Annotated in this window: 21 protein-coding genes; 8 read left to right on the plus strand and 13 right to left on the minus strand. The window is 56.2% G+C overall.

Going from position 1 to position 21,209, the window contains the following annotated elements; translation table 11 throughout:
- Nucleotides 1-22: 22 nt before the first annotated feature.
- Nucleotides 23-1,087, minus strand: coding sequence for a rhodanese-related sulfurtransferase (locus ACL2XF_RS12145; RefSeq protein WP_410015764.1), 1,065 nt, complete (start codon nucleotides 1,085-1,087; stop codon nucleotides 23-25).
- Between the two features lie 163 nt (nucleotides 1,088-1,250).
- On the opposite strand from ACL2XF_RS12145, the gene ACL2XF_RS12150 reads away from it, so the two are divergent.
- The 3 genes from ACL2XF_RS12150 to mdtG all read left to right on the plus strand — a co-directional run bounded on the left by ACL2XF_RS12150 (nucleotide 1,251) and on the right by mdtG (nucleotide 4,905).
- Complete coding sequence (locus ACL2XF_RS12150; protein WP_413728673.1) at nucleotides 1,251-2,348, plus strand: NADH:flavin oxidoreductase/NADH oxidase; 1,098 nt, start codon at nucleotides 1,251-1,253, stop codon at nucleotides 2,346-2,348.
- A gap of 179 nt (nucleotides 2,349-2,527) precedes the next feature.
- Nucleotides 2,528-3,448, plus strand: a complete 921-nt coding sequence (locus ACL2XF_RS12155) for a Kdo(2)-lipid IV(A) acyltransferase (RefSeq protein WP_410015766.1) — start codon at nucleotides 2,528-2,530, stop codon at nucleotides 3,446-3,448.
- Between the two features lie 230 nt (nucleotides 3,449-3,678).
- Nucleotides 3,679-4,905 carry a multidrug efflux MFS transporter MdtG gene (gene mdtG, locus ACL2XF_RS12160; RefSeq protein ID WP_410015767.1) on the plus strand — a complete coding sequence of 409 codons (1,227 nt, stop codon included), beginning with the start codon at nucleotides 3,679-3,681 and terminating at the stop codon, nucleotides 4,903-4,905.
- Nucleotides 4,906-4,914: 9 nt separating this feature from the next.
- On the opposite strand, the gene ACL2XF_RS12165 is transcribed toward mdtG, so the two are convergent.
- Nucleotides 4,915-5,322: a hypothetical protein gene (locus tag ACL2XF_RS12165; protein WP_413728674.1), complete on the minus strand. Its 408-nt coding sequence runs from the start codon at nucleotides 5,320-5,322 to the stop codon at nucleotides 4,915-4,917.
- A 308-nt stretch (nucleotides 5,323-5,630) separates the two neighbouring features.
- Between ACL2XF_RS12165 and ACL2XF_RS12170 the strand changes: the two genes are divergently transcribed.
- A complete protein-coding gene (locus ACL2XF_RS12170; protein ID WP_410015769.1) occupies nucleotides 5,631-6,011 on the plus strand; it encodes a MysB family protein in 381 nt (126 codons plus the stop codon).
- Nucleotides 6,012-6,056: 45 nt separating this feature from the next.
- On the opposite strand, the gene ACL2XF_RS12175 is transcribed toward ACL2XF_RS12170, so the two are convergent.
- The 5 genes from ACL2XF_RS12175 to ACL2XF_RS12195 form a co-directional block, all read right to left on the minus strand.
- On the minus strand, nucleotides 6,057-6,287 hold the full coding sequence (locus ACL2XF_RS12175) for a YceK/YidQ family lipoprotein (protein ID WP_410015770.1): 231 nt from the start codon (nucleotides 6,285-6,287) through the stop codon (nucleotides 6,057-6,059).
- Nucleotides 6,288-6,330: 43 nt separating this feature from the next.
- Entirely contained in the window at nucleotides 6,331-6,963 is a 633-nt protein-coding gene (locus tag ACL2XF_RS12180; RefSeq protein ID WP_410015771.1) for a hypothetical protein, read from the minus strand.
- Nucleotides 6,964-7,152: 189 nt separating this feature from the next.
- Nucleotides 7,153-9,672: a glucans biosynthesis glucosyltransferase MdoH gene (gene mdoH / locus ACL2XF_RS12185; protein ID WP_410015772.1), complete on the minus strand. Its 2,520-nt coding sequence runs from the start codon at nucleotides 9,670-9,672 to the stop codon at nucleotides 7,153-7,155.
- Nucleotides 9,665-11,233, minus strand: coding sequence for a glucan biosynthesis protein G (locus tag ACL2XF_RS12190; RefSeq protein ID WP_410015773.1), 1,569 nt, complete (start codon nucleotides 11,231-11,233; stop codon nucleotides 9,665-9,667). Before ACL2XF_RS12190 ends, mdoH begins: the two co-directional genes overlap by 8 nt.
- 424 nt (nucleotides 11,234-11,657) lie before the next feature.
- A complete protein-coding gene (locus ACL2XF_RS12195) occupies nucleotides 11,658-13,094 on the minus strand; it encodes a phospholipase D family protein (RefSeq protein ID WP_410015774.1) in 1,437 nt (478 codons plus the stop codon).
- A gap of 253 nt (nucleotides 13,095-13,347) precedes the next feature.
- Here ACL2XF_RS12195 and ACL2XF_RS12200 point away from each other — a divergent pair, with 253 nt between their 5' ends.
- Nucleotides 13,348-14,538, plus strand: a complete 1,191-nt coding sequence (locus ACL2XF_RS12200; protein WP_410015775.1) for a beta-glucosidase — start codon at nucleotides 13,348-13,350, stop codon at nucleotides 14,536-14,538.
- Nucleotides 14,539-14,631: 93 nt separating this feature from the next.
- Here ACL2XF_RS12200 and ACL2XF_RS12205 read toward each other — a convergent pair whose 3' ends face one another.
- From ACL2XF_RS12205 to ACL2XF_RS12215, 3 genes are all read right to left on the minus strand, one after another.
- Nucleotides 14,632-14,814: a hypothetical protein gene (locus tag ACL2XF_RS12205; protein WP_410015776.1), complete on the minus strand. Its 183-nt coding sequence runs from the start codon at nucleotides 14,812-14,814 to the stop codon at nucleotides 14,632-14,634.
- Nucleotides 14,815-14,843: 29 nt separating this feature from the next.
- Nucleotides 14,844-14,984 carry a hypothetical protein gene (locus ACL2XF_RS12210; protein WP_410015777.1) on the minus strand — a complete coding sequence of 47 codons (141 nt, stop codon included), beginning with the start codon at nucleotides 14,982-14,984 and terminating at the stop codon, nucleotides 14,844-14,846.
- 172 nt (nucleotides 14,985-15,156) lie between these two features.
- A complete protein-coding gene (locus ACL2XF_RS12215) occupies nucleotides 15,157-15,339 on the minus strand; it encodes a DUF2158 domain-containing protein (protein ID WP_410015778.1) in 183 nt (60 codons plus the stop codon).
- Nucleotides 15,340-15,708: 369 nt separating this feature from the next.
- On the opposite strand from ACL2XF_RS12215, the gene ACL2XF_RS12220 reads away from it, so the two are divergent.
- Nucleotides 15,709-16,167, plus strand: a complete 459-nt coding sequence (locus tag ACL2XF_RS12220; protein WP_410015779.1) for a tail fiber assembly protein — start codon at nucleotides 15,709-15,711, stop codon at nucleotides 16,165-16,167.
- 59 nt (nucleotides 16,168-16,226) lie between these two features.
- Here the strand turns inward: ACL2XF_RS12220 and ACL2XF_RS12225 are convergent, their stop codons facing one another.
- On the minus strand, nucleotides 16,227-16,922 hold the full coding sequence (locus ACL2XF_RS12225; RefSeq protein WP_410015780.1) for a phosphohydrolase: 696 nt from the start codon (nucleotides 16,920-16,922) through the stop codon (nucleotides 16,227-16,229).
- A 270-nt stretch (nucleotides 16,923-17,192) separates the two neighbouring features.
- Complete coding sequence (locus tag ACL2XF_RS12230) at nucleotides 17,193-17,519, minus strand: hypothetical protein (RefSeq protein ID WP_410015781.1); 327 nt, start codon at nucleotides 17,517-17,519, stop codon at nucleotides 17,193-17,195.
- Between the two features lie 232 nt (nucleotides 17,520-17,751).
- On the opposite strand from ACL2XF_RS12230, the gene ACL2XF_RS12235 reads away from it, so the two are divergent.
- Together ACL2XF_RS12235 and ACL2XF_RS12240 are read left to right on the plus strand one after the other, a co-directional pair.
- Nucleotides 17,752-18,918, plus strand: a complete 1,167-nt coding sequence (locus ACL2XF_RS12235; RefSeq protein WP_410015782.1) for a L,D-transpeptidase family protein — start codon at nucleotides 17,752-17,754, stop codon at nucleotides 18,916-18,918.
- Between the two features lie 663 nt (nucleotides 18,919-19,581).
- The gene (locus ACL2XF_RS12240; protein WP_410015783.1) at nucleotides 19,582-20,322 is read left to right on the plus strand and encodes a carbonic anhydrase; all 741 of its coding nucleotides are present in this window, start codon (nucleotides 19,582-19,584) and stop codon (nucleotides 20,320-20,322) included.
- Nucleotides 20,323-20,896: 574 nt separating this feature from the next.
- On the opposite strand, the gene ACL2XF_RS12245 is transcribed toward ACL2XF_RS12240, so the two are convergent.
- Nucleotides 20,897-21,049, minus strand: coding sequence for a hypothetical protein (locus ACL2XF_RS12245; protein ID WP_413728675.1), 153 nt, complete (start codon nucleotides 21,047-21,049; stop codon nucleotides 20,897-20,899).
- Between the last annotated feature and the right edge of the window lie 160 nt (nucleotides 21,050-21,209).

A 21,209-nucleotide genomic window follows, 5' to 3' on the forward strand; every position in this document is an offset into this window, starting at 1 on the left:
GTGCCTTGCGCCGCGTGCGGCTTTAACGGCCGCCGTTTTCCTCAGGCCGATCCTCGGGGCGGGTCAACGATAAACGCTGCCGCGATTTATTAAAGATTTTCATCCCGTTCTCGCGGCCCGCACGCCGCGCCCGCTGTTCTTCCGGCGGCAGCGCCAGTTCGTCGCGGCAGATGGGGCTGCAGCAGCCTTGATAGCGTTGCGCGCAGTCCGGGCATTGGATAAACAACAGATGGCACCCCTGGTTCCTGCAGTTAACATGGGTATCGCAGGGCGCCCCGCACTGGTGGCAATGGGCGATGACATCAGGCGTAATACGCTCGCCAAGGCGCTCGTCGAAGACAAAATTCTTGCCGGTGAATTTCAGCGGCAAGCCCTGCTCCCTGGCCCGCCGGGCGTACTCGATGATGCCGCCCTCCACATGATAGACATTGGCAAAACCATGATGCCGCATATAGGCGCTGGCTTTTTCGCAACGAATGCCGCCGGTGCAATACATGACGATATTTTTGTCTTTGTCCTTTGCCAGCATCTCTACCGCCCTCGGCAACTGCTCACGGAAAGTATCCGAGGGGATCTCGATGGCGTCCTGGAAATGGCCGACCTCATATTCATAGTGGTTGCGCATATCGACAAATACCGTTTCGGGATCGCCGGCCATGGCGTTGACCTGCTCGGCATTCAGGTAATGGCCGACATTGGATGGGTCAAAGGTCGGATCGCTGATGCCGTCGGCAACGATGCGTTCCCGAACCTTCATGCGCAGCACCCAGAAGGATTTGCCGTCATCATCCAGGGCAATATTCAGCCGCAGCCCGTCCAGGGACGCATCGGCGGCATACAGGGCGGTTTTAAAGGCGGAAAAGCGATTTTGCGGCACGCTGACCTGGGCATTTATCCCTTCAGCGGCGATATAGACGCGGCCAAACACGCGCAACCCCGTCATGACTTGATACAAATCATCACGGAAGGCCCGCGGGTCGGCAATACGAAAATATTTGTAAAAAGAGAGAGTAACGCGCGGCTCGGTTTCGGCCAGCATCAGCGCCCTGAGCTCGTCGTTCGATACGCGGTTATGTAACACTGGCATGGTGTACTTTCCTGTCGCTGGGGAAAAAAGCATTTATCGTTGGTTTAAAAGCACATTAACTTGCTAACGTTACATAATACCATGGTTATGACATAACAAATCGCCATTATAGCGAACATTGTTAATCAAATGTTTATTAGGGTTACTATATAGAGGCAATGTAATGAGCCAGCTTTTCTCCCGCTATGACATCGGCCGGCTTACCCTGGCCAACCGCATCGTTATTGCGCCGATGTGTCAATATTCCGCCGATGAAGGCAAGGCAACCTCCTGGCATCAGATTCACCTGGGGCACCTGGCGCTGTCCGGCGCGTCCCTGCTGATCGTGGAAGCCACCGCCGTCGCGCCCGCGGGGCGCATATCACCGCGGGATCTCGGCCTCTGGGACGACGGTACCGAACAGGCGCTGGCGGACGTGGTAAAAACCGTCAGGCAGCATTCGTCCATCGCGCTGGGGATACAACTGGCTCATGCCGGGCGTAAGGCGTCGACCCGGGTCCCCTGGGAAGGCGGGGACAATATCCATCCCGACGCGGGTGGCTGGCAAACCTTGGCGCCATCCGCCCTTTCGTTCGCCGCGTCCGACTTTCCACCGCGGGCCATGACCGGCGATGACATCGAGGCGCTGAAAGCCGATTTTGTCGCGGCGGCCCTGCGCGCGCAGCGCATCGGCTTTGACCTGATTGAGCTACATGCGGCCCATGGCTACCTGTTGCATCAATTTCTCTCGCCGCTCGCCAACCGGCGTACCGATCAATACGGCGGCAGCCTGGAGAACCGGCTGCGCCTGACGCTGGAAGTCTTCCAGGCGGTACGCGCGGCGGTAGCCGCCGATATCCCGGTGGGCGTGCGTATTTCCGGCTCCGACTGGGTGGAAGGCGGATGGGATATCCAGCAATCCATTGCGTTGGCCAGGGCGCTGCAAGACCTGGGCTGCGACTACATCCACGTCTCAAGCGGCGGATTGTCGCCGCAGCAGAAAATCCCGGTCGGTCCCGGCTACCAGATTCCCTTTGCCCGGCAGATTAAAGAAGCCACCGGCATGAATACTATCGCGGTCGGGCTTATCACCGAACCCGAGCAGGCGGAAGCCATTGTCGCCACCGGCGAGGCGGATATGATTGCCCTGGCGCGCGCCGTACTTTACGATCCCCGCTGGCCCTGGCATGCGGCGGCGAAACTCGGCGCCAAGGTCCACGGCCCCAAACAGTACTGGCGCAGCGAGCCGCATTATGTGAAGGATTTATTTCTCAAGGAATAACCCGGCGGCACAGCGCCGTATGCCCGGCGCAACATGTGCTCACTTGAGAAAATTTAACTTTGTTTGCCGGGCTGTTTATTTCCCCTTTTTGAAAAAGATGCCAGAATAAAATGTAGTATGGCGGAAATATCGTCTTTGGCCGGTAATTCCGCTTTTTACACCTAAGATGCCGAGATCCCATGACACATATTCCAACTTTTAACCGTTCTTTGCTGCATCCCCGTTATTGGATAACCTGGGTTGGCATCGGCCTGTTATACCTGGTGGTATTGTTGCCCTATCCGCTGCTTTATCGTCTCGGCACCAGCCTGGGGCGCCTGTCGATGCATTTTCTCAAGCGCCGCGTCCATATCGCCAGACGCAACCTCGAGCTCTGCTTCCCCCATCTTTCAGGTACGGAAAGAGAAGCGCTGCTCATCAAAAATTTTGAATCCGTCGGGATGGGCCTGATTGAAACCGGCATGGGGTGGTTTTGGCCCGACTGGCGCGTCAAGCGCTTATTTCACGTGTCCGGGTTGGAAAATATCGATCTGGCCCGCCAGCATAACAAAGGGGTACTGCTAATCGGCCTGCATTTTTTGTCCCTGGAGCTGGGCGCGCGCATCTTCGGCATTTACAATCCCGGCATCGGCGTCTATCGCCCCAACAACAACAAGCTGATTGATTGGCTGCAAACCTGGGGGCGCATGCGCTCCAATAAATCAATGCTGGACCGCTCGGATGTCAAGGGCATGATCCGCGCCCTGAAAAACGGCGAAATTATCTGGTACGCGCCGGATCATGACTACGGCCCGAAAAGCAGCGTCTTCGCGCCGCTGTTTGCCATTGAGCAAGCGGCGACCACGTCGGGCACCCATGTGCTGGTCAAACTCGCCAAACCGGCGGTTATCCCTTTTGTGCCGCGGCGTTTACCGAACGGCCGGGGCTATGAGCTGCTTATCCTGCCTGATGAGGACGCCCTGCCCGTTGACAGCGACGTGGCCACGGCGACCCACATGAATAAGGTGCTGGAGCAGGCCATCCTGCTGGCGCCCGAGCAGTATATGTGGCTCCACCGCCGCTTCAAGACCCGGCCGCCGGGCCAGCCGTCGCTATACTGACGGCGAAGCGGCGGCGCTGTCCGGACACCCGTTTTACCCGCGGGCGTTGCGGCTGCCAAGGACGCCGAGCGCGGCGTTTTGCCCCCGCCGGATGGTGCAAAACATGCCCCGCAAATTGCCCCATGCCCCGTTTGAGCGCATACTTTCACGCTACTGCTCAATTCCCGGCGAGAACGCCTTCGTGCCCTGTCAACGTAACTGACCGCCGTTATCTTTGTTATTAGGATGTTATGACGCCGGTACCGGAACCCATCAACTGGAAACGTAATCTGTATATTGCCTGGCTCGGCTGTTTTCTCACCGGCGCCGCCTTTAGCCTGATCATGCCTTTTTTACCGCTCTATGTTGAAATGCTCGGCGTAACCGATGCCCGGGAACTCAATATCTGGTCGGGGGCGGTATTCAGCATTACTTTTCTGTTTTCGGCCATCGCGTCCCCGTTCTGGGGCGCGCTGGCGGACCGGAGGGGACGTAAGCTGATGTTGCTGCGTTCGGCGCTGGGCATGTCGATCGTGATGGTGCTGATGGGCATGGCGCAGAATGTGTGGCAATTTTTGATCCTGCGGGCGCTGCTGGGCCTGTTGGGGGGATTTGTGCCCAACGCCAACGCTCTTATCGCCACCCAGGTGCCGCGCAATAAAAGCGGGTGGGCGCTGGGCACGCTCTCCACCGGCGCCGTCAGCGGCGCGCTGATTGGCCCGCTGATAGGCGGCCTGCTGGCGGACCATTACGGCCTGCGGCTGATATTTTTTATCACTGCGCTGGTCTTGTTTATCTGCTTTATCACCACGCTTATCTATGTGCAGGAGCGCTTCACGCCGGTGCTGAAAAAGGACATGCTTACCGCCCGGCAGGTGTTTGCTTCGCTGAAAAAACCCCGCCTGGTGCTGAGCCTGTTTGTCACTACCATGATTATCCAGGTGGCCACCGGCTCCATCGCGCCCATCCTGACGCTGTATGTCCGCGAACTGGCGGGCAATATCCAGAACCTGGCGTTTATCAGCGGACTGATTGCGGCGGTACCTGGCGTGGCGGCCCTTATCAGCGCGCCGAGACTGGGACGCTTGGGTGATAAAATCGGTCCGGAGCGGATATTGATCGCCATGCTGGGGCTTTCCATCGTACTGCTGATCCCGATGGCATTCGTGCAGTCTCCCCTGCAATTGGGAATACTGCGTTTTTTGCTCGGCGCCACCGACGGCGCCCTACTGCCCGCGGTACAGACCCTGCTTATCTATAACTGCACCAATCAGGTCGCCGGCCGGATATTCAGCTATAACCAATCTTTCCGCGATGTGGGCAACGTCAGCGGCCCGCTGATCGGCGCCGTCGTCTCCGCCAGCTACGGCTACCGCGCGGTATTTTGCGTAACCGCGCTGGTGGTGTTGTTTAACGTGGCCTATTCATGGTGGAGTTTGCAATACGGCCCGTCCCGCATACGCATACCCGGTGAATAACGCCGGCGCTTAGCCGGCTGACGCCGGCGGCGTATCCGTGGCCGGATGAGGCCCCTTGTCCATCGGATGTTCGGGTACGCGCTCCACCGAAACCCGCACCCGATAATGGCCGCCATTGGCCGCCGGTAAAATGCCGTTAAGCTTTTGCAGGGTGTCGGCCGGGTTATCGGTTTGCACCGCCGCGCAGAACAGTTCCCCGCCGCGGCAGAAGCCCGGCTCATGCGGCGGCAGCCGGCCCGGGGGCTGGAATAGCATCGGCACCGGATAACCCGCGCCCGGTCCTTCCTGGTGCATGGCGGCGGCAGGCCCCTGGTCCGGCGCCGCGGGCGCGGCCAGGACGGAAAAACTCAGCGCGGCGACAGTGCAGGCCAGAGCGGGCAGCGCGGCGCTTAACAATGATTTACGGCTAGCAGACATGCTTTTTACTCCTTTGGATGATCCAGCCTTTACTGTAGCGCGTGCCGGTTCGCCGCAAAGCCTTTCCCGCCCGTTTTTGCCAAACCTTTACCTAACCTTCACATTTCATGCAGTGTCTTACACCCCGTAACGCCTCCATTACGCGAACCGTTGCGTGTCGCCGTAGCGTTTTCCCCGTCGTTGACCCGCTAACAAAGATTGATATCCATTCCGACTTGAAAGTTTCCAGACTGCGACAACAATTACTGTTAGGCCCGAACAGGGCGAGGCGACAGTCAGACCACACCGACGATCACAGGAGAGCCATAATGAGCATGTACGCAACTCTGGAAGAAGCCATCGATATGGCGCGGGAAGAGTTTATCGAGTCTTCCCGTGAAAACAGCAATGACGATGAAGACCCTGCGGTACATCAGTTCAGCCTGCAAAAATATATCATGCGGGACGGCGAGATTATGTGGGAAGCTGAATTTATGGCCGATGAAAACGAGGCCGCCGAGGCCCTGCCGTTTCGCATCGGTGAAGCCGCCCAGGCGATTTTCGACGGTGATTTCGACGAAGCGGAGCTGCGCGCCGAATGGCAGGAAGAAAACACGCTGCACGAATGGGACGAAGGTGAGTATCAGTATGAGCCGTCATTGGACACCGAGGAGGGACAAACCGCCGCGGACGAGTGGGAGGAACGTTAAACCCACGGCCAAGCCCGTGGGGAAAATCCATCGGCGGCGCGGCGTCTAGCGATAGGGGCCGTGCCGCATATCCACCGGCAGCAATATCGTGTCCACCACCATCGACAGCGGCAAATCGATGATGGTGATATATTTCCAGGGCGTATCGCGCAAATCCCACTGCACGCCGGGGTAATATTGATGGCCGTGGCCTTGCCCCGGAAACGTGCGGCTGATGATGCTGCCGCAACCGGTCAGCAGGAACAGGACTAGCGTTAACAGCAAAATCCTACCCATAGCGAAGTGTCATCCCTGTAGAGCCGTTAGCGGGCGGCGGGTGTTATACCGGCCGGTGAGGCTCGGCACGGCCGGATCGCTGTTTATCCACCGTATAGGATAGGGTCGCCAGCAGGCACAGGCAGTAGCCGAACAGTTCGCTGCCCTCCTCCACGGCATTTTTTATCGCACGCAGGTAATTCTCATCCAGCAACGAGCGCCAAAGCTCGCCGATGCCCATCAGGCGCGAGAATACCAGCACATTCAGCAGGCCGGCGCAAACCAGGCCATAACTGGGATGTCCGAAATATCCCGCCAGTCCGCGCAGCGCGCGTTTAGCATCCGCGGCGGCAAAGGCCAGGCAAACCAGCGCAATCGCCGTGGCCACCCAAAACCACGAACCGTGGCGGATGGCATCAAAGGCGAAATCCATTTCACGCACCAGCATACAGGCAAAGAACCCCGCCACCAGCAGGCTGCTGGCGCGTAACGCCGGGTTGCGCATCAGCCACAGGTGCAGGGCGACGATGGCCGCCAGCACCAATTCCTGGGCGACTTCGGTCAGGGAGGACTCCTTGACGATATCATGCAGGAAGTGGAGATCGATAAACAAAAATGACGTAAACGCCGCTACCACCGCCGCATATAAGACAAAGGAGCCCATTTTTTTGAGTATAAACAACATGTCGTATTGCATCAGGCGCCCCGTTATTCCGCAAAGGCCAAAATTTTAGCGGCGAGCGGCGCCTTCCGAGTAGCAAATAATGCTAACGCCGTCTTATTTTTGCCCGATGAAACCGCCGGTTACCGTAACAGGCGTCATCGCCGTTATCAGGACAAAAAAAAACCGCCCATCAGGGCGGCTTAAGTATAGGACGGGAAGACGTTAGCTTTTCTTCCAGGCCAGCCAGGTTTCCGGCCGCGACCATACGCGCAAATGCAGACGCGACAGGACCACCGGATCGCTTATCACGGCCAGGCGCTGCGGACCACTCATGGCGTCGGGACCGCTTTGCAGGGCCAGTTGCACATGCTCGTCACGCACGCGCTCGATAGCCTGGCTGATACCGTGCCGCGCAGTGGCCATTCCCACCGCCAGGGCATTGTAAGCCGGATCGACCACCGCATGGCGGAAACCGTCGGCCAGCGCCCGCGCCTGGTTGCGCCGCAAATAGGTTTCGGTATCGACCAGTTCCTTCGGCGGCGAGTATTCCTCGGGGATCAGGAACAGGCTGACGCGCTGTGAGGCCAGGCCGAGATTGGCCCGGCTGGAGAATACCGACACCCAGGGCGACAGGATCAGCGAAAACACGATGGGCGACAGCCACCAGAGAAAACGCAAATCCAGCCAGGCCATGCCGCTGGCCCATACCAGCCCTAACAACATCTGAGGACCGTGGCGTACAAAGGATTCGCTCCAGGGCGTGGCGTCATCGTCACGCTGCGGGGAGTTCCACTGTACCGACCAGCCCAGGAAGGCGCTGACCACGAATACGGTATGGAACAGCATGCGCACCGGGGCCAGCAGCACGGAGAACAGCATTTCCAGCAGCATCGAGCAAAACAGGATAGCCGCCCCGCCATACTCCTTGGCGCCCTTGGCGATGATTAAAATAACGCTGAGCAGCTTGGGCAAAAACAACAGCACCATGGTGGTGGAGAACAACGCCACCGCCAGTTCAGGCCGCCATTGCGGCCACACCGGGAACAGCTGGCGCGGCTGGAGAAAATACTGCGGCTCCATCAGGGTATGCACCACCTGCAGCGCGGTGGACAGCGCCAGGAACATAAACCACAGCGGCGCCGATAAATAGGACATGACGCCGGTCAGGAATACCGCCCGGTGAACCGGATGCATGCCCTTCACCAGGAACAACCGGAAATTCATCAGGTTCCCCTGGCACCAGCGCCGATCCCGCTTAAGTTCATCCAGCAGATTGGGCGGCAGTTCCTCGTAGCTGCCGGGCAGATCATAAGCTATCCAGACCCCCCAGCCGGCACGCCGCATCAGCGCTGCCTCGACAAAGTCGTGCGACAGTATCGAGCCGGCAAAGGAGCCTTCACCCGGCAGCGGCGCCAGGGCGCAATGCTTGATAAAAGGCTCGACGCGGATAATGGCGTTATGCCCCCAATAATGGGACTCGCCCAATTGCCAGTAATGCAGCCCGGCGGTAAACAGCGGACCGTAGACCCGGGTGGCGAACTGCTGGCAGCGCGCGTACAGCGTGTCCATGCCGGACGCCTTCGGCGCGCTTTGGATAATGCCGGCGTTCGGATTGGCTTCCATCAGCCGCACCAGGTTGGTCAGGCAACCGCCGCTCATAACGCTATCGGCATCCAGGATCACCATATAGCTGTATTGCTTGCCCCAGCGGCGGCAGAAGTCGTCAATGTTGCCGCTTTTACGTTTTACCCGGCGGCGGCGGCGGCGGTAGAATATGCGGCCGAATCCGCCGGTTTCCTGGCAGAGTTCCATCCATGCTTTTTGCTCGGCGATGCAAATGTCGGCGTTATAGCTATCGCTCAGGATATAAACGTCGAAATGCTCAATCTGTCCGGTCGCTTCCACGGATTCGTAGGTGGCGCGCAGACCGGCGAACACACGCTCCACGTCCTCGTTACAGATGGGCATGATAAGCGCGGTACGGTGCTTGGGATTGAGCGGTTCGTCGCCGGTGGTGCTGGCGGAAATACTGTATTTGTCATGGCCGATCAGCAACTGCAGAAACCCCATAAGGGCGGTCCAGAAACCGGCCGAAACCCAGCAGAATAATATCGCGAACAAGATCAGGATGCCGCTTTGCAGGATATACGGCAGCAGTTGCAACAGCGATCGCAGCCAGTCCTGGTTCAGCATATCCATCGGATCGATCAGCGCCCAGCCCTGATAAGGAAGAATAGTCTTCATATACCATGTGGCGATGGCGGTCTGGAACAGCGTCAGCGCCAGCAGGATATAACGGCGTATCGTCCCTACCCGGCGCCAGTTGCCTTCTTCGCGGGCCGCTTCCTGCTTGTGGCGCGGCGCACGGGTGTGGCCGCGCATCGCGTCCCAATAGCGCACGATGGGGTTGGTCAGCCAGGGTTCGGGAAACATCGGCGTGCGGGTAATGGTGGGCATGGCCTTGATGGCGGTGCGCCCCTGGCTATCCTCCACCACTACATCGTCGCGGCTGGCGGCGTCCGGCCAGGCCATTTTCAGCCTGGACTTTACCGAGTACAGCGCCGCGTTGTCTTCATCTGCGGGAAGGTCGATACCGGGGGCGGAACCCCCGAGATCAACATGCAGGGATGCGAGGGAATGACTGCCATCCGGCGGCACCTGTGCGCGCAAAGTGCCTTTTTGCTCGGCAGAAAGGGGCAAAGCCTCGATATAATCGAGGCCGGGTTCAGTTAAATTATTCATTGGCAGGTAGCAAGTAGCTCCAGGTTTCGGTCAATGTCTTATCGCCGTTCACCAATGCGGCGCGCATCTCGGTGGGTTGTTTTTCATCTTTCACGCGCAGGCGCAGTGTCAGACGCCAGCCGTGCGTCACTGAATTATAGCGGACATTGTTTTCGACCACTTCGGCATTATCGCCCACGCTGATTTGCGAGGCCACCGGGGTATTGTCTGGCAGATCCCGCAATGGCTGCCCGACAAAATCCACCTGGAACGCGGTGGTGCCGTCCGGCTGGCGAATCAGGTTGGACTGCTTGACATCCCCGGCGGAACGCAGGGTTTGTTTCACATAGGCGAACTCGGGAGTGTGGATTTTATCCTCATCGCGGGAAAAGTGCATCCGGTAGGCGATATCAAAGGGTTTGCCGACTTCCGGCAATTTTTCCGGGGTCCAGAATGCCACGATATTGTCGTTGGTTTCATCGGCGGTGGGAATCTCCACCAGTTCAACGTGCCCTTTGCCCCAGTCACCGTGCGGTTCAATCCAGCCGCTGGGACGCAGATCATACCGATCGTCCAGATCCTCATATTCGGAGAAGGAACGGCCGCGCTGCAATAAACCGAAACCACGTGGGTTTTCCACCTGGAAAGTGCTAACGGACAAATGCTTGGGATTATTCAGCGGGCGCCAGATCCACTCGCCGTTACCGGCATGGATGGACAACCCGTTGGAATCGTGCAGCGCCGGGCGATAGTTCATGGTCGGCGAAGGCTGGTTAGGTCCAAATAAAAACATGCTGGTCAGCGGCGCCAGGCCCAGCTTGCCCACTTTATCACGCAGGAAAACCCTGGCCTGCACATCGACGCTGGTATCGCGTCCCGGATAGATGACAAACCGGTAAGCGCCGGTGGCGCGCGGTGAATCCAGCAGGGCGTAAAGCACCAGGTGTTTATCGTTCGCCTGCGGCCGTTCAATCCAGAACTCACGGAAACGCGGGAACTCCTCGCCCGAAGGCAACGCGGTATCAATGGCCAGGCCGCGGGCGGATAACCCATAGACCTGCCCTTTGCCGATAACGCGGAAATAGCTGGCGCCCAGCATGCTGGCGATTTCATCGCTCTTGTCGGCCTTATTGACCGGGTAGAGGATCTTAAACCCGGCGAAACCCAGGTTCTTCACCAGTTCGGGATCATGATTCACCGAACCAAAGGTAAACAGGTCCGGAGTATATTTAATCTCGGTGACTGCGGAGGACGTCACTTCGTTGATTTTTACCGGCGTGTCGAAATACATCCCCTGATGGTAAAACTCCAGTTTGAACGGGGTCTGCTGATCGTGCCAGTATGACTTTTCATGGTTGAATTGAATCTGCTGGTAATCAGCAAATTTCATTTCACGGAATTGAGAAGGCAAATTGCTTTTAGGCGCCTCATAACCTTTACCAGCCAGTTCCTGCGCTTGTTTAGCCACATCGTCAATAGTAAATGCCCATGAAGGCAAAGCGTATAACGACAACAACACCGTTGCTCCCAGCAAACGGAGACTCGCTTTGGGTAACTTGACGAAAAATTTATTATTTGGCACATCCCCCCCTATGCGTGTGCTCTTAATCATTCAAAGCAATTTTAATTGATAAATCACTTCTCGGACAGCACGGTACAGCGATCGTTCCTCACCTTTCCCTTACCGGGTCAGCGTTTGATCAATAGGCTATAAAGCAAGCTCATCTACCGGTAAAAGATAGTCTAAAACAGCACATTCCAACAATCGGTACCGCCCGCTGATTTTACCTGACCCACCAGCGGGGGGTTAATCATTTTTGACATAAACGCAAAGTTATTAAAAAAAGAGGACCTTAAAGCCGCTGAATGCCCCTTAACCGGGGAAAAGGCGCGGGCGGCCTTTCCCACCGACCGCGCCCTGGCGGCAAATTATTTTATTTCACCGGTTTTATAGGAAAAATCTTATTACATTGTATTAGCCATATTGGCCGCTTTCCGGCTGCCGATTATAATAGCCAATCGACCGGCAAATGATAAAGCGCGCGAATAAGCCAGCGCTCCACTATATTGGTGGCCGGTTCCCGCCGGTGAATCACCTCGCGCTCCCCTTGATATTCGCGCCAATACATTTTTCCCTGTTCATCCAGGCAAACCTGGTACGCATTCTGGCGCAGGGTGCCGATAAACAAGCGGTGTATGGTTTCGGCCAGCTCTTCGCTGCCGATAACAAAGCCCATTTCGGTATTGAGCATGGCGGAGCGGGGATCAAAATTAAATGAACCGACAAAAACCTCCCGGCTGTCGACGCTAAACGTCTTGGCATGCAGGCTGGAGCCGGATTTACCGGTCAGGCCGCGGTCCCGCGGCTGGTGCTGTTCCGAACTGTTGCGTTTCAGTTCATACAGCTCGATGCCATGGGTCAGCAACACCCTGCGCCATTTGGCATAACCGGCATGCACAATCGCCACGTCATTGGCGTTAAGGGAATTGGTCAGAACCGCAATTTTCACCCCTTTGGCGGCGAGTGCGGCCAACTGCTCCACCCCGGCCCTGGTGGGCACAAAATAGGGTGAAATAATATCCAGGCGTTGTTCCGGTTCATCAATAACGCTTTTTATCCGGCTGGTGAGCAGGCCATGATCGGCAACCTGCCCCAGGGCTTTGGCCGGGTCGTCGCTGAGCAGCCGCGTCCTGGCCCAGATAAAAGGCAGACTGCCGGCCTGCAGCTGGACAAAAAAATCCGCCCTCTCCAGTCGTTTGACATAACGTTCGGCGTGGGGATTTAAACTGATCTGTCCCATCATACTGCTGATGCTGTTCTTGCCGCCCAGGCGGGAAGAGCGTACCGCGCGCGCCACAGGGCAAACCGAAGGGCAATCCCAATAGCGCTGGAAATCGCGTCCCACCTGCTCCACCACCGGCCCTATCGCCAGCACGTCGAGATCGGTAAACAATTGTTCGCCGCCGGCGCTGAAATAGGCATCGCCCACGTTGCGGCCGCCGATGATCGTGGCCTGGTTATCAACGGTAAAACTTTTATTATGCATGCGCCGGTTCAGGCGCGAAAAATCGGTCAGGTAGGAAAACGCCCGCACCGTGCGGGTCTGGAAGGCGTTGAACAGACGGACCTCGATATTCGGATGCTGGTCGAGGGCCAGCAAAATCTGGTCCAGGCCGCGGGTATTGTTATCGTCAAGCAGCAACCGTACCTTGACGCCGCGATCCGCCGCGCGCTGCACCACGCTATACATCAGCATGCCAGACATGTCCTTGTTCCAGATATAATATTGCAGATCCAGGGTCTGCTCGGCCAAATCGGCAAGCTTCATGCGCGCGGCAAAAGCATCCAGGCCGTCCGACAGCGGATAGATGCCGGATTGTTCGGGGTGGACGTGCGTCAGACGCGAAATGGCTTGGCCGATACGCGCGTTAAGTCGCTGCATAAAAAAAGCCCGAAGAAAAAGAAGAGGCCATAATACTCCATGTCAGTATAAAGGAAGACATTTCATCATAGCCGCGCCCCGGACAATTGCCTGCCCGGATGATAATGATGGCGGTTGTGCGCCCGCTAAGTTTGTAATGAGGATCGCAAAGTAGGCGATAGCCAGAACCTTATTGATCGTAACCTGTCTACTTTAAATGATATGTCGTACGGCCTCGGTAGGTAAAGGCTGTCATGGAAAGGGGGGAAGTCCGATGCAAGATCAAATCACGCATGAAATACCACCCATGTATAAACCGTCGCTGTTCCAAAGCTTCCTGCAGGGGGGCTTTGACTGCTCGACCGAGGTGCGCGGTGACGGGCGCCGCCTGGACCTGATTCTCTCCAGTGGCCATGAGATGCTGGCCGCGAAGGACTACGCGCAGCTGGCGGAACAGAACCTCACCACCGTGCGCGACGGCCTGCGCTGGCATTTGATCGAAGCGGTTCCCGGCCAATACGACTGGTCGAGCTTTTTGCCGATGCTGCATGCCGCGCAGGTGAACCATGTCCAGGTGATTTGGGATCTGTGCCATTTCGGCTGGCCGGACCATGTCGATGTATGGCAACCCGACTTTATCGAGCGCTTTGCGCGTTTTGCCGGCGCGGTGGCCGCGCGGGTGCGCGACGAAGGCATCGCGGCGCCCTGTTATACGCCGATAAACGCCATTTCTTTCCTCGCCTGGGCCGGCGGCGACATGGCGCATATTCAGCCCATGGCCGCTAATAAAGGCAAGGCGTTGAAAATACAGTTGGTCAAGGCAACCCTGGCCGCCATTGACGCCATTCGCGCGGTGGACCCATCGGCGCGCTTCCTCCAGCCTGAGCCTGTGGTGCATATCAACGCGCCCGAGGGCATGCCCGAGCAGGAATTGGATGCGGAAACGCTGCGGCTGGCCCAGTTTGACGTCTGGGATATGCTCAGCGGCAAACTGCGGCCGGAGCTTGGCGGCGGCCCTGGCTACCTGGATATTCTGGGCGTTAATTACCGCCCCGGTAACCAATGGTTCCACCAGGGCGGGGCCATCGATTTCGAAGACAGCCACTACCGGCCTTTCGCCACCATCCTGCGGGAAATCTCCCAGCGCTATCAGCGGCCGCTGCTTATCGCCGAAACAGGCGCGCAAAGCGATATGCGCGTACCCTGGATGCGCTATATCTTCGAGCAAACCGTCCTGGCCATGAAAAACGACGTGGCGGTGGAAGGGATTTGTATTTATCCGGTGGCGGACTACCGTAGCTGGAGCGGCGAGAAGCATCAGCCGTTCGGGTTGCTGGGCATGCAGGATGTCAACGGCTGCCGTTCGCTCTATGAACCCCTGGCGCTGGAAATTCGCAGCCAGCAGATACGCCTGAAAGGCCTGCTTGAAGATAGCCTGCCTGATGAGCGGGCCATGCCGGCCTGATGCAGGGGCGAACACGCATGCCGGCACGGCGCGTGGTCGGATAACCGGCTGGGCGCCCTTGCCGGCCGCCCCTTCCCGCCGGCAAGGGGCGGATTAAAGCGAAGATTCCGCCCGTGCGTTAGCGTTATAACAGGCGCCGGCATCCACCGCGGGGGGGTTATGCCTTACGTCATAAAAATAGGCGATGCCGAATAATACCGACACCACGATTAAGACCGATATTAACAACCCGATAATGGCGATCAGTTTGGTATCATCCAGACTGCTGTTTTCCATGTCTGTTCCCTCCATTTGCCGCTGCGGACTCAGATAATCCACAGCGTCACTACCATGACAAAGCTGATAAGCGTACCCGCTGCTATGGCCAGTACCGCAATCGCGAACTGAGCGTCACCCAGCGTTTCCCGATACGCCCTGTCGCGCTGAACAAAACGGCTCTTTTTCACACGGGTTTTTTATTCTACAGAATATTAACAAGAAGACCTGCCGGGGTAACCTGGCGGCAAACTGCTTATAAAATAAGCGAATCATTGATGCGATGCAAGGGACAACGTCCGCAGCGCCGCGTGAATTATCCGCGGGGCCGCGCCGGGTTGCGGCGCCGCGGACAGGCTGATGTCAGCAAACCCCGAAGTCGCCGTCTTCCTTATACAACGATAGCTCTTCCGGTTTGAACTGTTTCGCGTTCTCCACGCCGGAATCCATCATGCCGCAGAATACGATGCCGTTTTCTACCTTAACCACGCTCATTGCCGGTCCGCCTTTAATCGGCTGGACCACATCGCCGGTTTCAAAAGCCATATCACTCCTCCTCGCCCGTGGGCGGTTATCGGCCGGGCCGGGGATGGGCCAGGCCGGCTGCCTGTCCTTCCAGCGTACAAGCCATGATGGCATACGTCAAAGGCCCAAAGGGTAAAAGAAATTGAAGAGACACAAGCTCAACGCGAACGCCTTGCCCATATGGGTTAAAACCGCTGTTGCGCCTTACACATGCCTTATATTGGGAATGGCACGCTATAGTACTTTTTAAAATGAATTTTTTTTGCCGTGAATTTTTGATGACAAGTTGATAAATTAGCCCGATACTTAACGCCTATTCACTATTATCCGGTGATGCGGCGGGCCAGTAGCCTACCGCATAACGCAGCGATAACTGACTCTGACGACGCCATGATCCAGAAAAATAAATACTCAACCGATTTTGCCAATGCCAAGCTTGATAAACAGGGCATGGCGCTGCATTCCGGCTGGATTGTCGCGTACTGCGCCCATCCGGTGACGCGGGAATATCTTTGCGCCACCGTGGAACATCTCTGCGCCGGAGCGCGACTGCCCGCCTTTAGCTATCAGGACAAACCGGTATTGCCCGCAGCCAATATGGCGCTGGTCAGATCGCTGGACGGTAAGCGTTGGGAGGCGGTGGCCGATTTACGCGGCCAGACCGCTTATCGCATTAGCGACGGAGTGACGATCCGCATTGATTTCCTGACCGCGCTGCCGCCGTCAATGACGCTGCTGGCGCCGTTAAATAGCACCGATCGCTGGGATGGCGATAAATGGATCGATTCCAGCCTGCTAATGCCGCACCTGCCCAAGATCGTCAGTCGTCCTCCGTTACTGCTGAAATAGCGTTTCCCCCGGCGTCCGGCTCATGGCGAACCGCGCCGGAGAACCGGCGGCCCCGGGGACTATGACCGCACACGAAAACGCGCCAGGGTCTCTTCATCCAACTGGTAGTACTCCCCTTTCAGCTCCGCGCACAGCTTACTCATAAACGTGACCAGATAATCAATGTTGTAGGCCGCCATTGTGCGCCCCATCTCCGTTTGCATGCTATCGGCCAGGGTCAGCAATTTGGTTTGGAAATGATCAAAGGTATAACTGGCATCGTCAAGCGGGCGATGCAGGGCCAGCGGGTCCTCCGCATGGAACAGGCCGCGGCCCAATTGCCCCGCCACATGAAATACGCGCGCCAGGCCGATGGCGCCCAACGATTCAAGCCGGTCGGCGTCCTGGACGATTTTCGCCTCCAGGGTCTCGGGCGTGATGCCCGCGCTGAAGCTATGGGCCTCGATGGCATGGGCTACGCCCGGATAAGCGCCGGCCGGAAAATCCGGAAAATGCTGAGCCAGGATCCTTATTGTTTCCCGGGCGGCTCGCCTGGACGCCAGATGACGATCCGGATGGTTTTTCGGCAGGTTGACCACATCATGAAAATAACACGCCGTTAGAACGGTTAATTCATCGGCGGCCGAGAGATGCATTATCTTCTGGGCGGTATGCCATACGCGGCTGAAATGAGCGAGATCGTGCGCTTTATCGTCTTGCGGAAAGTGTTTCTCCAAATACTCTTTAAACCGGCGTTCCCATTCGTGCAGTGCCATATTTCCTCCTGCCAGCTATTAGAAGCTTATTATATCCCGTGCTGATGCCTCTCCCGATGATTTCCCGCTCCAGGCCCGCCCGCTGCCGGGAGGCCCTGTGCCGTCGACCCACATCCTGTTTAATCGGGGGGTTAATAGTAATAAGCCACATCCGGCGCCGCGCTTCAAGCATTAAACTGAAGGAGCGCCGGCGCGCAATAACCGGATGTCATTGCCCAACCGCCAGTATCCGGGCGATAAAACGTCCCGCCATCGCCACGCTGTCCGCGTTCAGGCTATGGCCCAGCCCGGGCGGAATATGGGAGGTGACGTCCACGCCCAGTCCGCCCGTCCCGCCAGGCCATGTTCCGTCATCAGCCGGCTCAGGGTGGCATCGAATGCGGGCCTGGCCGCCGCTACCCGTTCCGGGCGATTTTGTTCCGTGACGCCGGTAATGCTGAACCATTGGCGGCCCGGTCCCTGTTCAAAAGAAAAAGGCGCGTCCGGCGCCGCAAACGCCGTTTCCGGCAGATTTGGCCGCCAGATGCCGCCCAACGGCGCCATACCGTCGCCTTGACTTCCCATGCCGTGCAGCATGATTACCACATGTTGGCTCATGGATAATGCTCTTATTTTCTCTGTAACCCGCTGTAAGAAAATAACAATATCCAAGGCGCGCGGGGCCATGTCCCAGCGCCGCGCCGCTTGCCGCCAGCAGACTGCTGTACCCAAGGTTACACATATTATTTCCCTCTTTGGCCGTTGTGAACATATAATGCCCATCCGGTCATCCGCGAGCCGGAATAAACTTTCCAATTACTGCCAGTGTGGCGATAACATCTGACTAACTATGAAAATGAATATGCGTGCAATCTTTACGGTAATTCTGGCAATGGCTGCCTTCAGTCACTCAGCCTTTGCCGTGGTATACCCTCTTCCGGCCGGCACCAGCCGCCTGGTAGGGGAAAATCTGGAAATAGCCATCCCCCAGGACAGCAAGTTACCGCTGGAGCATTTTGCCGCGCAGTTCCAGATGGGCCTGAGCAATATGATCGAGGCCAATCCGGGAGTCGACCCCTTCCTGCCGTTGCCGGGCAGCAAGCTGATTATTCCCCATCAATTGATTTTGCCCGATACGCCGCATGAGGGCATCGTGGTAAACAGCGCGGAAATGCGTCTTTATTACTACCCCAAAGGCACCAATACGGTAGTTGTATTGCCCATCGGCATCGGCGAACTGGGCAAAGATACGCCGGTTAACTGGGTGACCAGCGTACAGCGCAAGAAAAATGGCCCAACCTGGACGCCGACCAAGGCGATGCATGCGGAATACGCGGCGCGCGGCGAAACGTTGCCCGAAGTCTTCCCGGCCGGCCCGGATAATCCGATGGGTTTGTATGCGCTTTATGTCGGCCGCCTGTATGCCATCCACGGCACCAATGCCAATTTCGGCATCGGCCTGCGCGTGAGCCACGGCTGCGTACGTTTGCGTGCCGACGATATCAAATATCTCTTCGATCATGTCCCGGTCGGCACCCGGGTGCAATTTATCGACGAACCGGTTAAAGCGACCGTTGAACCTGACGGCACCCGTTATCTCGAAGTGCATAATCCCCTGTCTTCCACAGAAGAGCAGTTCAATTCTAACGAGCCGGTGCCCATTACCCTGCCGGTAAGCGTGAGCAAAGTGCTGGTCGACCAGGTCGTCAATCAGGATTTGGTTAATGCCGCCCTGCAAAATCGCGCCGGCATCCCGGTAAACGTATCTGCCGCCACAGCCACCCCGCCGGTGGTGATGCCAGTTGCCGCACCGGCGGAAAATACCCCGGCGGCGGCACCGGATTCCGCCCAAGGCTCCGGCGCATCGGCGTCCGGCGCTACGACGCCAGCCCCGGAGGCGGCGCCGGCGCCCATCACCGCGCCTGACACCAACACCCAGGCCGTCGCGCCCGACTCAGCCTCTGCGGCCACGACCGCGCCAGCAGGCCAAACCCAGCAGACCGGTACGATTAACTAAACCGCCCCGCGGCAACCCTGGCATGGACGCCGGGTTGCGCGCTTTTGCTTGCCCCCCGAAAACCCCTCGTTAACCACGTCGCTTTGCCGATGTTAATAAAACCTGCGCTGGATAATCGCGATGTCATCACTGCGGGTGAACATTGCCGGTAAATTTAATTTATGGATTAGTGGGAGAGAGATTAACCGCAAGCCAGGCGCGCGGCCCATAGCCACGCCGGCGCACAACCCCGCGGTGAATCGCCCCTTCATGCCTGTATCGGCACGGCGGCTCGCCGATAGCATCCTTTACCAATGGCTAAAGGTGAACGTTGTTATAACTTAGGGTATAAATATATTGATTTCATTCATTGAAATTCAGAATAAAAAAAATTAAACATTAGAAAATAAAATCCAACAATAATATAAATGCAGCATTTAAATAAATTACCTTATATAGACAATATTCGTGACATACATTCCAATTAATAAAAAAACAACACAATGCGTTGTTTAAAAATGAAATCTTCATGAAATAAATGCGGTTATGACGTTATGATAATAACTTATTCGGTAAGGTTCATTTGCGTCCGTATTCAAAACGCAGTGTCACCCTGCCCGGGTAAAACCACTTTCATATCACCTCACTCAGCCGTTGGGATTATCCTGGCTACAGGAGTTTATAATGCAAACCGATATACCGCATTCAGCCGAACCAGCTCGGCGCACCGTATTAAAACGCGCCGCGGGTCTTTCCGTTTTAGGGATAGCGGGCGTTGTAGGCATGGGCTTGCCCTCACTATCCTATGCAGCCGCATTGAGTAAAGCAGAGCGCGATAAGATGACCCCGGATCAAATCATCGAGGGTCTCAAGCAAGGCAATATCCGCTTTCAAACGGGGAAAGCGCATCAACATGACTACCTGGCGCAAAAACGCGCCAGCGCGGCTGGACAGTATCCGTCGGCGGTGATTCTCAGCTGTATCGACTCCCGCGCGCCAGCGGAAATCATCCTGGATACGGGCATTGGAGAAGCGTTTAACAGCAGGATCGCGGGCAATATTTCCAATGCCGATATTCTCGGCAGCCTCGAGTTCGCCTGTGCTGCGGCCGGGGCCAAAGTTATTGTGGTCATGGGGCATACTGCCTGCGGCGCGGTGAAAGGCGCTATCGATAATGTTGAGTTGGGTAACCTGACGGGTCTGCTGGATAAAATCAAACCAGCCATTGATAAAACAGAATATACCAAGGAGAGGGTGAGCAGTAATGATGAATTTGTCGATGCGGTAGCGGCGACCAACGTAAAACTCACTATTGAGGAAATCAGGAAAAGCGATATTCTTCATAAACTTGAGTCCGAGGGCACTATAAAAATCATTGGTTCCATGTATCACCTGAACGGCGGAAAGGTAGAGTTTTTCGCCTAACCTGTCGCTACAGCCCAGCCAGCGCCGGGCTGTTAGCATTTTTCGTTATTCGCGCGGTAAAAGAATACGCTCATTCATCAGCGCGTAAGCGGCCCCTAATTACAATTACTCATCATTAATACGCTAATTGCAATAGCATATATATCGTTAATATTCTTCTCATGTTTCTATTGCCGGTCTGGTTGCCATCCCGGCGCTACTTTTATTCAATAATCATTAAAATATAGCCAATTTAATTATGTTTAATAAATATTTAATCATTTTATGCGATTGTCTTACCGCATTCCTTTGTTTTATTTTGGTTTCCTACTGATTCCTTTGGCGTACGGGCATTTATGCCCGTTTTTTTATCCTGTCACCGGCTGTTGCTGGGTCATCCTGTCCGCCCCGAAACCCAAGCACAGGATTCAGCAGCTTCAAACGGGATAACTCTCCTCAAGAATTGTATGACAAATTAAGTATATGTGATGCACGTCACTATTTTTAGCAAAAGTTACTCATAAAATAGTGACAGATATCACAATTGAGCTAAGGAAAAATGATGGACATAACCCAAAAAACCGATGACGTATTATTACGCATCTGCTGGCTGTTTGTACTTGGCGGTATTATCTTTGGCGGCATCTTGTTTAAAATGTTTTGGTAGTTTGTTAATAAAAAGAATTTTTAGTGATCTATTATGCCGTCCCTTTTCAGCCTCTGGGATGTTAAGTTGATATATCGTCACGATTGCATCCTCTCAGGACAAATCGTGCGGCCGTAGCGTTGAAAGCAATACCCGCCTTGCCCGGCCTTTCCGCACCGGATAAGGTGACACTGACAAACGACCCGCAATCTGTTCGGTATAAGTGCTATGATTTGATCATTGCCACTTGCCAGGATTTACG

It is taken from the genome of Sodalis sp. RH19 (assembly GCF_047324215.1).
GTDB lineage: Bacteria > Pseudomonadota > Gammaproteobacteria > Enterobacterales > Enterobacteriaceae > Acerihabitans.

Excerpts from the sequence above, each read along its gene's own strand:
- ACL2XF_RS12150 (WP_413728673.1), top strand. The coding sequence starts at position 1,251 with ATGAGCCAGCTTTTCTCCCGCTATGACATCGGCCGGCTTACCCTGGCC.
- ACL2XF_RS12200 (WP_410015775.1), top strand. The coding sequence starts at position 13,348 with ATGCAAGATCAAATCACGCATGAAATACCACCCATGTATAAACCGTCG.
- ACL2XF_RS12215 (WP_410015778.1), bottom strand. The coding sequence starts at position 15,339 with ATGGCTTTTGAAACCGGCGATGTGGTCCAGCCGATTAAAGGCGGACCG.
- ACL2XF_RS12225 (WP_410015780.1), bottom strand. The coding sequence starts at position 16,922 with ATGGCACTGCACGAATGGGAACGCCGGTTTAAAGAGTATTTGGAGAAA.
- ACL2XF_RS12170 (WP_410015769.1), top strand. The coding sequence starts at position 5,631 with ATGAGCATGTACGCAACTCTGGAAGAAGCCATCGATATGGCGCGGGAA.
- ACL2XF_RS12240 (WP_410015783.1), top strand. The coding sequence starts at position 19,582 with ATGCAAACCGATATACCGCATTCAGCCGAACCAGCTCGGCGCACCGTA.
- ACL2XF_RS12235 (WP_410015782.1), top strand. The coding sequence starts at position 17,752 with ATGAAAATGAATATGCGTGCAATCTTTACGGTAATTCTGGCAATGGCT.
- ACL2XF_RS12155 (WP_410015766.1), top strand. The coding sequence starts at position 2,528 with ATGACACATATTCCAACTTTTAACCGTTCTTTGCTGCATCCCCGTTAT.
- ACL2XF_RS12145 (WP_410015764.1), bottom strand. The coding sequence starts at position 1,087 with ATGCCAGTGTTACATAACCGCGTATCGAACGACGAGCTCAGGGCGCTG.
- ACL2XF_RS12175 (WP_410015770.1), bottom strand. The coding sequence starts at position 6,287 with ATGGGTAGGATTTTGCTGTTAACGCTAGTCCTGTTCCTGCTGACCGGT.
- ACL2XF_RS12180 (WP_410015771.1), bottom strand. The coding sequence starts at position 6,963 with ATGCAATACGACATGTTGTTTATACTCAAAAAAATGGGCTCCTTTGTC.
- ACL2XF_RS12165 (WP_413728674.1), bottom strand. The coding sequence starts at position 5,322 with ATGTCTGCTAGCCGTAAATCATTGTTAAGCGCCGCGCTGCCCGCTCTG.
- mdtG (WP_410015767.1), top strand. The coding sequence starts at position 3,679 with ATGACGCCGGTACCGGAACCCATCAACTGGAAACGTAATCTGTATATT.
- mdoH (WP_410015772.1), bottom strand. The coding sequence starts at position 9,672 with ATGAATAATTTAACTGAACCCGGCCTCGATTATATCGAGGCTTTGCCC.
- ACL2XF_RS12195 (WP_410015774.1), bottom strand. The coding sequence starts at position 13,094 with ATGCAGCGACTTAACGCGCGTATCGGCCAAGCCATTTCGCGTCTGACG.
- ACL2XF_RS12205 (WP_410015776.1), bottom strand. The coding sequence starts at position 14,814 with ATGGAAAACAGCAGTCTGGATGATACCAAACTGATCGCCATTATCGGG.
- ACL2XF_RS12220 (WP_410015779.1), top strand. The coding sequence starts at position 15,709 with ATGATCCAGAAAAATAAATACTCAACCGATTTTGCCAATGCCAAGCTT.
- ACL2XF_RS12230 (WP_410015781.1), bottom strand. The coding sequence starts at position 17,519 with ATGAGCCAACATGTGGTAATCATGCTGCACGGCATGGGAAGTCAAGGC.